Here is a 12,036-nt window from a genome sequence, read left to right on the forward strand (position 1 = left end):
TTCAGACTTGAATGTCGGTGACGTCATGCTGCATGTGGGAGAAGCGTTCGTACCGCAACGGAGAGATGTCGATGAATGGCGTTTCCCCCAGGGCTTCCTGCGCGATGACGCGGGCTGAGGCCGCCGCCTGCATAACGCCGTGCCCTGAAAATCCGCACACGTTCAGCCATTCATCCACGCCGGGCATTTGCCCCATGATGGGCTGGTGATCCGGAGTGAGCTCGTAATACCCCCACCAGCTCGCCCGGCGATCCAGTGAGGCCGTTTCCAGCCAGGGAAACCGCGTCATGGCCGCTTCGAGCGTGGGCTCCAACCAGTCCCAGTCCATGCCCTCTCGCCAGCCCGTATCCGCCGGGTCGGCACGGCCCAAAATGATGCGTTCACCTTCAGAGCGCAGCCATACACCGCTGGCCAGATCGAAGATCATCGGCAGTGGCCGTGGCAGCTTGAGCGGTCCCGTGGTAAAGACCATTCGCCGGGCGGGATGAACGGGGATGTCCAACCCCGCCAACGCACCCACCTCACCGGCCCAGGCGCCGCTGGCGTTGACCAGCAGTGGGGCTTCTACTGTTCCAGTGGGCGTGGTGAGCTGCCAGACTTCGCCGGAGCGCTGGATCCGGGTGACCTGGGTGTCCAGGAGAAACCGCGCACCCGCCTGCCGCGCCCGGTTGACGTACGCCATCGTCAATCCGTGGGCATCCACGGAACCATCTGTGCTGCAGAAAGTGCAGCCGCCGAGGCCGTCTGGCAGAAACCCGGCGTGCTTCTGAGCTTCATCTGGAGTGAGTCGCTCTGTGGGCACGCCCAACCGGTGCTGGAGATCAATGGCGAGTTGATGGGCGGGCCACTGCGCCTCAGGCACCAGCATCAGGTAGCCGCCCGGGTGGTATCCGGCCTCCGGCATGCTGGCGTACTCCTCAATGCTGTGCTTGGACAGGAGGATGTTGGTTGCCGAGGTGAACTGCGCGCGAACACCCGCAGCGCTCTTCCCGGTTGACCCGCCCCCTGGACTGCCCTGCTCGAGCACCACGACCTTCAAACCTCGCTCAGTGAGTCGCCACGCGCAAGCTGCCCCGACAATCCCTGCTCCGATGACCGCCACGTCCCCCGACGCGGTCGTCATGCGAGGTCTGCCTCGACCACCGGGAAGCCCTCCACGGGAAACGTGTCCACGTTCGCTGAGCGCTGCTGTACCAGTACGCCGCCGTCCACGGATACGAACTGTCCCGTCACGTACGCTGCGTCATCCGACGCCAGGAACAACGCGGCCCCCGTCATATCCTCAGCCACACCGTAGCGGCCCAGCGGCACGGTCTTCTCCCGCATCCTGAGCTGCTCTTCGGTCAGGCCATAGGTGTTGATGAAGCCGGGGACCACTCCATTCACCCGGATGCCGTAGGGTGCCAGATCCAGGGCCATGGCGCGCGTCATGGCTTCGATCCCTCCCTTCGTCGCGTCGTAGGCGACGTTTCCACGGTGGGCGCGGGTCGCCCCGCCGGACGATGTGCTGATGATGACGCCCCTGCGCCGCCGCGCCATGATTCGGGCTGCCCGGTGGGAGCACAGGAACACGCTTTTCAGATTCACCTGGATGATCCGGTCCCACCACGCTTCGTCGGCGTCCAGGAAGTGCCGCGAGGTGTCGATCAACCCGGCGTTGTTGTACAGCACGTCCACATACCCAAGCGTCGTCTCGACGTGCGTGAACATGGCCTCTACCTGCGCGGTGTCCGAGACGTCGGCCGGCACGGCCAGGGCGTGGCCACCAGCCGCGGTGATGCTGTCAACCACCGCCTGGACCGCGTCTTCTTTCAAGTCGTTGACGGCCACCTGGGCGCCTTCCCGTGCGAAACGCTCTGCCACCGCGCGGCCGATCCCGCCAGCAGCGCCAGTCACCAGAACCACGCGGCCGTCAAAGCGGTGAGAAACACTGTTCGTCATACGTTCTCCTTGGATCTTATGCAGGGATGAACCAGCGGCGCGGCCAACGCCTGGGCGGGCCGGACACGTGGGGTTGAAAATGGACGGGTTGGTTGTCGATCAGGTGGAGGTTCTGGTACATCTGCGCGGGCACCAGCGTGACGAAGTGGTCCTGGAGGAAGGTGCCGAAGCGCCATCCGCGTTGGATGTGTTCGGTCAGGCTCTGGACCCTGCAATGCGTCAACACCTAGACCGAAAATACGCCTGCGTTGATGAAGTTGTTGATGGCAAAGTCGATGATGCGGTATTTCGAGCCGAACGGCACGGCGGAACCATACCCAGGACACGGGGCTTCATGTGATCTCCCCTTTGGCAATACGGTTACATCCTCTGACCGAGGAGATAAGTGGTCCACCATTTTCTTCCTCAATTGGACCTTTTTTCCATGCCAATTCCCCGCCAGGATGAGTGTGTGTCTCCAATGATCCGTCTGGCCACAGAGCAGGACACTCCACAACTGCTGCCCCTGATGCGTGCCCTTGCTGAGTTCGAACACTACCTCGGCGTGTTTGCCGTGGACGAGGACGTGTTGCGCGAGCAGGGCTTCCGCAAAGATCCACCGGACTTTCATGCTCCCGTTGCAGAAGTGGACGAAACCCTCGTAGGGATGTTGGTGTACTACTTTGTTTCCTTCACCGCGACGGCCCGCCCCACGTTGTACATCAGAGAATTGTACGTGACCGAGGAGGCCCGTGGGCAGCACGTCGGGGAACACCTTATGCGCGGGGCTGCTCGCAACGCTACCGCGCGCGGTTGTGGTTCCGTCCGCCGGACCGTCGCCGATTGGAATACCTCTGGGCAGCGCTTCTATGAGCGCTAGGGCGCACAGGCAAATCCGGTATGGGTGGATTACAGCCTGAGTGGCCCGGCCTTGACTGCTCTAGCTGACTCCAACAGACCAACGGCAACTGGCACCGCCTGAACGCTGCGCCGCATGACATCTTTCTTGTTCCCTCTGGAGGACTTCTCTTGAACGATCTGTTTCACATCAGTCCAGCTGTTGCTGAACGCTTCCCCACCTACCGTGGCCTCGTCCTGTTGGCCTCTGGCCTGACGAACGGACCGAGTGACGCGCGCAGCCTCGCCCTGCTGCGGAAAGCCGAAGAGCACGCCCGGCAAATGTTCGCCACCATGCCCCCTGCCGAGCACCCACACCTCGCTGCCTGGCAAGAAGCGTTTCGGGCGTTTGGCGTCAAGCCCAAGCGCACGATGAACTCCGCCGAGGCCTTGATCGCGCGCGTGCTCAAAGGTGGACAACTGCCCGCCATTAATCGACTCGCGGACGCCTACAACGCAGTCAGCGTGCGCTTTGCCATTCCCTGCGGTGGTGAGGACTTGGCCCACGTCGTGAGACCGGTGACCTTGAGAGTTGCAGACGGTACAGAACCGTTCGAGACAAACAAGGACGGCGCGCCCTTTACCGATTACCCTGCGCCCGGCGAAGTGGTGTGGGCTGATGAAGCAGGGGTGACGTGCCGGGCCTGGAACTGGCGGCAGGGCACCCGCACCCGGCTCACAGAAGGCACCCAGGAGGCGTACTTCCTCTTCGACGCGCTGCCGCCCATGACCGCTGAGGAGTTGGAACGGGCGGGAGATGTACTAGAAGCGCTGTTGGCAGAGCTATCCCCCGGCTGCCGGATCACACGGGTGCACCTGGGGTCTGCTGGGTGACTGACCTGAGTACTGTGCTGGCGGCGTGCCGGCTGCTGCAGCCTTCGGAGCGGCTGCCAGCAGCGGTGGAATCGCCACGAAGCGTGATCCTGTCACGCGCGTTGTCGCGCTGGGGCTGTTCGTGCTTCTGGCCCTGGGCACGGGTGAGGCTGTACCGAGGTCCGCTGACCTGATGTGGAGCGCACTCGCTGGAGTGGGTTGTGCGGTAGGTTTTTCTGCCCTCTATCCCGCCAGGCGCTCCACTTGTTCGGCTGTCAGCGTGCGCCAAAGGCTGCCGGCGTGCAACCCACCGTGGATGAGCGGGGCTCCAGCGTAGAAGCGCAGATGAGGCTCACCCCTCCCAAAGGGATTGTCCTGGAACATGGGGTCCAACTGGACCGTTTACTGCTGGAAGCCACAGGCAGAAGCGTGGTTGAGCAGCCTACGGATGGGGTCTGCGCCATGAGACCCCATCCATCCGGCTCCTGGCCAATGCCCACCGGGCCATGAGCCTGGTGCGGTGTAAATCAACGCTCTCGCGCTGCCTGATCCCAGACCCCTCCTTGCCCCGTGAGAGAGGAACGTTTTGGCACTCTTCAGCGCGGCTTCTGCCTCTGCCATTCGGGGAATCCACAGACCACTACCGGTTAAACTCCACCTGATCCTGTGACATATTTGAAAATCAAGAAATGTTAAACTTCTTAACGTGACACGGAAATCCCCGGGTGAGTTCCGGGCCCTTGATCATCTGATTGCCGTTATGCCCGACGGCCACATTCGCCTCAATGTCTGGCTGACATTCCTTCCTCAGCACGTCAACCTAAAAACAGCGGGAGTTGCTGTCCGATTTGCCCAGTCCGAGCGACTGGTCGCCCGTTCACTTGGAGCGGCGGGGAGCTACGTCATCACCGAGAAGGGACAGCAACGACGTGCAGAGCTTCGTGCGCTTCTGGAGAATTCAGGCACAGTTTCCACTGCGGAACGAGAAGTAGTCCACGTCCTCCTCTGACGAACGGGCACCATGCACCAGCGAGAAACCCCATCCTTGTCAGTTCTCAGGGTGGGGCCTTTTCGCGTTTGGGTTACTCCCGCTTCAACGCCTCAAGCAGCAGGTGCGTCGGTCATGTCCTGGAGCATTGGTCACAAAGAAGGCTTCTTTTTGACCGAGTAGAGCAAGCGTACTTGAATGAGCATTGATGGGAATGCACCGTGAGGGGTACCCTTCCGCTCATGTTGTAATTGGGATAAATGCTCTGGTGATGGGCCCATGCAGCTTCCTGTTCTGAGGACTACCGCTGTAGCCCGCGGCCATCCAGAGACGCATGTGCTCCAGCAGGGCCGCCCGATCTTCTCTGGACAACAGCTCAGCCATGCGCGCTCGGCGCTTGTTATACGTCACAGCATTTCTCCCCAAATTCCACGTGCCCCCGGTAGGTAGGGGAGACCCGGCACAAGTCCCGCTGACACTGAGCCGCGTCCCAGGCGATCAGCAGCGCACCGGTCCGCCCTCCCCAGCAGTGACCGTCCATGACTTGCCGGGTGGCCTGGCCACCGCACCATGGGCCCTTCGGGTCTTGCTGTCAAAGCGGCTCCAAAGGTACTTCAGGAAAATATAGGGGAGTGTGAATTTGATGTCTGGCACAGCATTTACGAACTCCTACAATATTGAAACCGCTTCGTGATGTGGTCTGGAAAAGGGAAGGAGCGGCTGCCCTTCGAACTGGCGAAGGAATGGGGTCACGGCGCCAACCGTGAAGCCCAGAGTCAGGGATTCAAACCAGCACCGTTCGCCCTTGAGAACTCAGGTCTACAAGACTGATTCACGTCCATGACAGTTTTTGCGTGGCCTGTGAATATTCCCCGAAGTACAGCGAAAGTGCATCTGAATAGCGTGCTGGCGTGGGTTTTCCGGGATGATGGGGCGGAGGTGGTACGCGCAGAACGTGGGCATCACCTCCCCAAACGTCCTCGCTCCGCTGACCCCTCCTGAATTTCTTGTTGGTCGTCCCCGCAAGTGGTCTTTGCAGGAAATTCTGGACTGCATCTTCTCTGCCCTACGCGGGAGCCGTCGTCCGGTAGGGTACGGCCTCACGATCTGCCCCTTGGCAAACGATCTATGCACTCTCACAGGATGTGGAGGCGACAAGACGTCTGGGAAGCGTTTCACATCAAACTGCGTTGGTCCGGGCGCGAGAAGGACGTGATGCAACAAGGACGCTGGGAGTATTGACAGCCAATCGGCCAAAACCAACAAGGCGGGTGGACCACGCGGATACGACAGTGGCAAAAAGGTCAATGGACGCAGGCGTGATCTGCTTGTGGACAAGCCCTGACCCGTCATGTGTATCAAGGTGCGTGAAGCGGACCTCCTTCCCCGTGGGGGCGTGGTCCTTCTCCTGCGGGGAGCGGCGAACGTCTTTCCCCGGATGAAGCACCCGTGGGCAGTTGCGGGATACACCGGAAAACTGGCGGGAGAATGGGGAACGTTTCTGGGCTGGCCGCTGGAAATCGTGAATCGTCCTGGCAAAGTACCTGGGCACCAAAAGACGCCCCCTCACGACGCGTGGAGGTGCCCACTGGATTCGTGGTGTTCAAACCGGCTCTGGGTTGTGGAGCGGACCTTTGCGGGGCCCTGGAAATCAAGGCGCATGGTAGAGGATTACGAGGCTCTCCCGGAGACCGCAGAACACCCTATCTACGAGGTGATGGTCCGCCGTTTGGCCAACGGTTTACCGTGAGATTTTTCAGATGCACCTCGGGTTGGAAGTGGCGATCGCCATCACATGTGCACTGGCTCCTAACAGTGTCACCTCTGCCTCAAGGCGTTGAGCCACTTGAAGCAGCCATCCACGCCGCTCCGGATCTGCCCAGGCCTCGTCAAAGTCACGCATCGTCCATCCAGGCCCTTCAACACCCAGCAGAGCACTGACAGCAAAGCCTGCTTCCAACAATTCGTCTCGAAGCTCAAACGGATGGTGGAAGAAGGTCGTCGTGAAGTACGGCTTCCCTGGTGGCGGACGGTGCTGACCGTCCACAAGGTCCTGGTTCGCCATCGCCACGAAGTCTGGATCGGCGTACATACCCCCGAACAAGCCATCGAAGGTGGATGCAAAGCGATTAACATTCATCGCCAGCAGAACACCACCAGCTCGCAGAACACGGTGCGCCTCGCTTAAGGCCTTCAAACGGTCTGTGCGCTGGGTGAGATGGTAGAGAGGCCCAAACAGCAGCACGGCATCTGCACTGCCCGTAGCAAAAGGCAGGGCGCAGGCATCTCCCACAACAGCACTATTCAGGGGTGCCTCAGTTTGAAGCTGTGATGCAGCGTGGGCTTGCTCTACATGCAAAGGAACGACGTCCAGCAGGTCAACAACGTATCCATGCTGGGCCAACCAAAGAGCATGTGCACCCGGACCACCACCAATATCGAGGACGTGAGCAGGTGTGGGTGGCAGGAACCGCAGCATAAGTTCCTGGACCCTCAGGTGTTCCAACTGGTTGTGGCCACTGGAGAGGCGCGCGGCTTCCACGCCCTCCGTGTACATCTGCATGGCTTCAACGGGAATACTGGCCGGTTCTGTCATGTGCGCCTCCTCAGCCGAATGTAGCGGAATACACATGGTTCGACGGGTCCTATGGACGGTCAGCAGCGTCTCCCACCAGTTGGTGGGTGCCCGTGATCTCGCAGTCACCCCCTGCCCAAACCACGGTGTTCCCCACTTGTGGCTCACCTGCCGAAGTGTCCACGTGGAACTTGAAAAGGGCTTTCCCGTCTCCACGGAACGTGGGCCTAGTTTGGAGAAGTGCCTCAATCTGGGGCAGTCACGTCGCCTGCTGCTCCGGTGTTGCCCGCCGCAGCAACCGGACCTCAAGGATGCTTTCCGCCGGACCGCTTCCCGCAGGTGTTCGGGAAGGTCAAGGAGTGTCAGGTAGTGCTTCGTGAAGCTCAGCCGGGTGAGGCCGCGGCCCAGTACGCTGAGGGCCTCCTGTAGAGCTGCTTCGATTCCGGGTGCAGCGCTGTTGCGGCAGGTCGAACGCGAGCCAATGTCCTCAGCACTGCTGCCCAGCCCGAGCGCCATCAGCTCTACAGCTGCGCTCGCTGCCTCGAAGGCAGTCAGGTCCTGACGCTCAATATGCTCGCGTAGCCCAAAGATTCGGGCCGTCCCACAGGACGCTTCCCGCACCACTACGGCCAGGTAGGCGCAGCCAGAACTCGGCGTCCCCCATGTCGTGCCCCTCCAGCACGCTCTGCCAAGCCTCCCACGCCTCGGCTGTGGCTTCCTCGTGGCAGCCGAAGTCATCCGCAAGGGCCAATCGTTCCTCCTCGTCCGGGTCAGATGGGACCAGGCGGCGGTCCTCCTGGGACGCGGTGTGCAACTGCCCCGGCGATCGTCACATCGGTCAGGTCAGCGAGGTGTATGGGCAGAGGGTAACTTTAGCGACTGGCTCTGCATGAGGCAGTTTGATGTACATCTGTCAGCAAGGCTGTACCCAGAAAAATCAATGGATGGACCGCCAGATCAGGCGCTGATTTGGCACACTTGTAAACTCGAACTGCCGCCCACCAATATTAATCCACTCCACCAGATTCCAGCCCAAATCGTAGTCCAATTCAAAGGTTTCTTGACTTCCACCACACGTTTGTACGCCGTGGACTGTTGTCGCTGCCGTTGCATAGACGTACTGGTAGGTCTTCACTACGCCGGATTGAATCTTCCGCGTTGTGACTGTACCGGAGGGATGTCCCTGCCTCCAGATATTCAGTCGATCAGTTGGCAGGGTAGCGAACGCTGCCTGAGGGTTACGCTGCAGCACCATTCCTTCGCAGGTAGGATCGCCGTATATGGTGCCATCTGGAGGCATGGCGGCCGGTAGGGGCAATCTGAACGTACCATCCGCAGCAACGGGGGTTCGGGCCTGAGGCAAGATTTCGATGGGAATAAAGCTAACAGCGTCAGGCCAAGGCCCGGGAAGCTCCAATTGCCCACTGATTTCGGCCCCAGAGGGAAGGGGAGCGGGGCTGCAGGCAGTAATCAGCAGGGCACCAAATAGAGAATGCTCAAAACGAACCATGACTTACCTTCTCAGAATGAGAGTGACATACCAGTGACAGATCTGAGTTGACGAATAAAGCGCAAAAAGCCCCCCTTCCGCCGCTGGCCAAAGCCAGGGCGGGGTCAAGCAAGATGTCCCTGTCCTACTCCGGCAACCTGAGGATGAAGTTGCAAGGGTTTAGTGGAGGCGTAGTTCAGATGGGTGGTTTGTTCCTCAAAGGCCACCGGGGAACGGCAGCAGGGCGACGAATGGCGACGTTGCCGGTTGTAAAACACCTCGATCCACGCGAACACGTCACTGCGGGTTTGGGCACACGTCCCGGGTGCCTGGCGCAGGTCGAGTTCAACCTTGAGGGTTGAGAAAAAGCGTTCCTGCACGGCGTTATCCCAACACTGCCCTTTGCTGCTCATGCTCTAAACCGCCTCCAGGCGCTCCAGGGCTTGTCGGTAGACCTCACTGCTGTATTGGCTGCCTCGGTCGGAGTGGTGGAGCAGCCCGGTCTCGGGCTGCCGTCGCTGCCAAGCCATGTTCAGCGCCGCGGTGACCAGCGGCGTGTGAAGACGTTCGCTCATCGCCCAGCCGACAATTTTTCTGGAGAACAGGTCCATGACCGTGGCCAGATACAGCCAGCCCTCCGTCGTCGGCAGAGAGGTGATGTCCGTGACCCACTTCCGGTTCGGCCGGTCGGCACTGAACTCTCAGTTCAGCAGATTTTCTGCGGTTGGGTGAGCCGATGAGGCCTTGGTCGTCACGCGAAACGGCCGCTTGCAGCGGATCTCAGGGTCCGCTGCCTTCATCGGTCGCCCGATCCGCTGTCGGCTCACCCGCTCTCCCTCATCTGCGAGATCCGCTTGAATTCTCGGGGTTCCGTAAGTCCCTCGGCTTCGCTGATGACTCGCCTTGATCTTCTCGGTCTGGGCGCGGTCTTTTCGCGCTCTGACACGCTCTGGCCTTCCCCGCGTCTGCGTAATACCCGCTCACACCGACCTCCAGCACCTGACACATCAGCTCCACCGGAAACTCTTCCTGGTACTGCTGAACGAAGGCGAAGATCAGCTTTGTTTGGCGAAGAAGGCCACGGCTTTTTTCAACACATCCCACTCCTGACGGGCAATCTCCAGTTCACGCTCCAGATGCTTGATCCGTTCTTCCTGTTCAGAACGCGCAGGGAAGCCACGCCCCGTCAATACGGGCGTCCCACAGCCTTCTGCACCTCCTGCCGCTTTTTCCAGCGCGCGACGTAGTGGGGAGGGACGCCGAGGTCGCGGGCGATTTGGGCACAACTTTTGCCCGCGACTTCGACCAGCCGCACGGCCTCCTGCTTGAATTCAGCGGTGTAGTTCTGCCGAGGGGTCGTCATATCTCGCTCCAGTCTGAATCAGACTGAACTTTCCCTCCACAAAACCCTGGCAAGGCCAGTTACCGGCTGAGCACCAGGTCTCCTGCCCGGGCCTGGGCCATGGGTACCGTCGTGCCCAGACCCGTGAATGCCTGTTCCACGCTCCATGCCCAGGGTCTCGTCAGAGCTTCCCGGCGGTTGAACTGGGTGAAGTGGCTGGAGATGCGCGTGCGCTCGGACAGCTCGCGGTCCCCCCAGCCATTGGTGTGCTCTACCATCTGTCCCTGCACCACGCAAGCAGTCCCTAACTGAATACGCGCTTTTCCAAAGAGACACTGCTCCATGTGGAAGAGCCGGTGTTCAACCGAATGTGACGGGCAAGTGCTTCACACCAGAGACGATCTGACTGGGAATGGGCTCCAGCGCTGTACCAGGAACGGTCCGAAGGTTCGGGAGACGGTCCAGCACAGCGCCCAGCGCCACACTTGCCTCTAACCGGGCGAGCGGAGCGCCAAGACAGAAGTGAATGCCATTCCCGAAAGCCAGGTGCCGGTTAGGAGTCCGCGATGGGTCAAAGGCGGCTGCATGCTCGAACTGCGCCTCATCTCGGTTGGCGGCCCCGATCCACGCCAGGACAGGAGCTCCGCCCGGGATCACCTGTCCGCCCAGTTCCACATCCTGCGCAGCCGTGCGGAACATGGACTGCACGGGGGGCCGGAAGCGGAGGGACTCCTCAATGCTGTTCGGCAGCAGGCCGCGGTCGGCCAAGACGACCTCATGGGCTTCGGGGGCATCCTGCCAGCAGAGCAGGGTGTTCGCGAGCAGGTTGGTCGTCGTCTCGTTCCCGGCCACCAGCAAGAGCATGCAAAAGCCCAGCAATTCCTGCACGTTGAGCTGCTCACCTTCTACCTGGGCCTCAATCAGTCCGGAGATCAGGTCATCGCCAGGTGCGTGCCGCCGCCGCTCGACGAGCTCTCCGAAATAGGCGCCCATTTCACGGCTGCCACTCCGGTCGCCCGTCACGACTGCGTCTGACCAGCGTTTGAACGCGTCCCGGTCCGAGGCGGGAATCCCCAGGATCTCCGCAATCACGATCACGGGCAGGGGAGAGGCGAAATCAAGGACGAAGTCCATCGTTCCCTTCTTCTCGACGGGGGTAAGAAGTTCGTCCACCAGTTCGGCAATGCGGGGTTCGAGCGCACGCACCTGCCTTGGTGTAAAGGCCTGCTCGACCAGAGCGCGGAGTTGCCGGTGACGCGGCGGGTCAGTGGAAATGATGCTGGACGACAGGGCGTGCTCAGCGTCCCCTCCACGAGGGCGGCCCCGCTGCGAGGAAAAGCCCTTCCAGTCGGACAAGACGCGCTGCACGCCTGGATAGTCGAAAACCATCCACATGCCGGAGCGAGCGTCATGGACGACGGGTGACCGCTCACGCATCACGGCATACCAGGGATAGGGATCCAGGAGGGAGAAGCTGGGCGCGCCGAGGGTCATGGTCGGCAGCATAACGACAGCCGATATCCCCATTTGTGCCGTGTGGGCACGAAAAAAGCATCCGACGGCCCTGTCCGGAGTGCGCATAGAGTCCGTCATGGCGGCGAACCCTCCGTACAGACGGCCTGGCCGTCCGCACGTTTCTCAAGAATTGGTCCCTCCTGTTGCGTCATTCGGTTCCTTCAGATGATCTCGCACCGCGCGTCTGGGCCAGCGTCCTTCCACCACCAAGGGCAAGGCCGCCTCAGTCGGGCGCAAGAGCAGCGGCGTGAGCCCGTACGAGCGGAGCAGTGCGTGCTCCGCGGGCCGGCTGCCCCGCAACTTCCCCCACTTCGTTTTCAGCTCCACGCGAAGGAGCAGCGCGAACGCCGTGCCCGGTACCGGGGGCAGAGGAAAAGGAACAAGGTTGAGGATGGCATGAACTTTTGCCGCATTCGCAGCTATACTTCAACTCTTCACAAGCAGAGTATGAACATCTGTCAGGGTCTCGCCAGCATCTTCCGCAGTGAAATCCTTAG

14 protein-coding genes and 2 pseudogenes are annotated in these 12,036 nt (G+C 60.9%); 3 read left to right on the forward strand and 13 right to left on the reverse strand.

From position 1 onward, the window contains the following. Position 1: 1 nt before the first annotated feature. The 3 genes and pseudogenes from B9A95_RS00970 to B9A95_RS00980 all read right to left on the reverse strand — a co-directional run. Complete coding sequence (locus tag B9A95_RS00970) at positions 2-1,123, reverse strand: NAD(P)/FAD-dependent oxidoreductase (protein ID WP_084045109.1); 1,122 nt, start codon at positions 1,121-1,123, stop codon at positions 2-4. Next, a complete protein-coding gene (locus B9A95_RS00975) occupies positions 1,120-1,941 on the reverse strand; it encodes an SDR family NAD(P)-dependent oxidoreductase (RefSeq protein WP_084045110.1) in 822 nt (273 codons plus the stop codon). The genes B9A95_RS00970 and B9A95_RS00975 overlap by 4 nt, the downstream gene beginning before the upstream one ends. 91 nt (positions 1,942-2,032) lie before the next feature. Next, positions 2,033-2,248: pseudogene (locus tag B9A95_RS00980) on the reverse strand (sugar phosphate nucleotidyltransferase); the annotation flags it as partial. 153 nt (positions 2,249-2,401) lie between these two features. Here B9A95_RS00980 and B9A95_RS00985 point away from each other — a divergent pair. The 3 genes from B9A95_RS00985 to B9A95_RS31315 all read left to right on the forward strand — a co-directional run bounded on the left by B9A95_RS00985 (position 2,402) and on the right by B9A95_RS31315 (position 4,639). Beyond that, on the forward strand, positions 2,402-2,800 hold the full coding sequence (locus tag B9A95_RS00985) for a GNAT family N-acetyltransferase (RefSeq protein WP_245808091.1): 399 nt from the start codon (positions 2,402-2,404) through the stop codon (positions 2,798-2,800). A 149-nt stretch (positions 2,801-2,949) separates the two neighbouring features. Continuing rightward, positions 2,950-3,651, forward strand: a complete 702-nt coding sequence (locus B9A95_RS00990; protein WP_084045111.1) for a B3/B4 domain-containing protein — start codon at positions 2,950-2,952, stop codon at positions 3,649-3,651. 685 nt (positions 3,652-4,336) lie between these two features. Further along, positions 4,337-4,639, forward strand: coding sequence for a hypothetical protein (locus B9A95_RS31315; RefSeq protein WP_139806344.1), 303 nt, complete (start codon positions 4,337-4,339; stop codon positions 4,637-4,639). 1,735 nt (positions 4,640-6,374) lie between these two features. Here B9A95_RS31315 and B9A95_RS33070 read toward each other — a convergent pair. From B9A95_RS33070 to B9A95_RS01030, 10 genes and pseudogenes are all read right to left on the reverse strand, one after another. Next, entirely contained in the window at positions 6,375-7,214 is an 840-nt protein-coding gene (locus B9A95_RS33070; protein WP_170928358.1) for a class I SAM-dependent methyltransferase, read from the reverse strand. A gap of 544 nt (positions 7,215-7,758) precedes the next feature. Further along, positions 7,759-7,944: a hypothetical protein gene (locus tag B9A95_RS33075; RefSeq protein ID WP_170928359.1), complete on the reverse strand. Its 186-nt coding sequence runs from the start codon at positions 7,942-7,944 to the stop codon at positions 7,759-7,761. Between the two features lie 186 nt (positions 7,945-8,130). Beyond that, on the reverse strand, positions 8,131-8,703 hold the full coding sequence (locus B9A95_RS31320; protein WP_139806346.1) for a hypothetical protein: 573 nt from the start codon (positions 8,701-8,703) through the stop codon (positions 8,131-8,133). 104 nt (positions 8,704-8,807) lie between these two features. Next, positions 8,808-9,095, reverse strand: coding sequence for an integrase core domain-containing protein (locus B9A95_RS01005; RefSeq protein WP_084045113.1), 288 nt, complete (start codon positions 9,093-9,095; stop codon positions 8,808-8,810). Positions 9,096-9,098: 3 nt separating this feature from the next. Next, positions 9,099-9,359, reverse strand: a pseudogene (locus B9A95_RS01010) (transposase); the annotation flags it as partial. Positions 9,360-9,383: 24 nt separating this feature from the next. After that, the gene (locus tag B9A95_RS36665; protein WP_084045115.1) at positions 9,384-9,656 is read right to left on the reverse strand and encodes an IS3 family transposase; all 273 of its coding nucleotides are present in this window, start codon (positions 9,654-9,656) and stop codon (positions 9,384-9,386) included. 81 nt (positions 9,657-9,737) lie between these two features. Further along, a complete protein-coding gene (locus B9A95_RS36000) occupies positions 9,738-9,872 on the reverse strand; it encodes a hypothetical protein (protein ID WP_281255790.1) in 135 nt (44 codons plus the stop codon). Then, positions 9,869-10,045 (reverse strand): transposase, encoded by a 177-nt coding sequence (locus B9A95_RS01020; RefSeq protein ID WP_084045116.1) that lies wholly within the window; start codon positions 10,043-10,045, stop codon positions 9,869-9,871. The genes B9A95_RS36000 and B9A95_RS01020 overlap by 4 nt, the downstream gene beginning before the upstream one ends. Positions 10,046-10,104: 59 nt before the next feature. Then, the gene (locus B9A95_RS01025; RefSeq protein ID WP_084045117.1) at positions 10,105-10,317 is read right to left on the reverse strand and encodes a hypothetical protein; all 213 of its coding nucleotides are present in this window, start codon (positions 10,315-10,317) and stop codon (positions 10,105-10,107) included. 67 nt (positions 10,318-10,384) lie between these two features. After that, positions 10,385-11,518 (reverse strand): cytochrome P450, encoded by a 1,134-nt coding sequence (locus B9A95_RS01030; RefSeq protein ID WP_139806348.1) that lies wholly within the window; start codon positions 11,516-11,518, stop codon positions 10,385-10,387. Between the last annotated feature and the right edge of the window lie 518 nt (positions 11,519-12,036).

Source organism: Deinococcus hopiensis KR-140 (assembly GCF_900176165.1).
Taxonomy (GTDB): Bacteria; Deinococcota; Deinococci; order Deinococcales; family Deinococcaceae; genus Deinococcus; species Deinococcus hopiensis.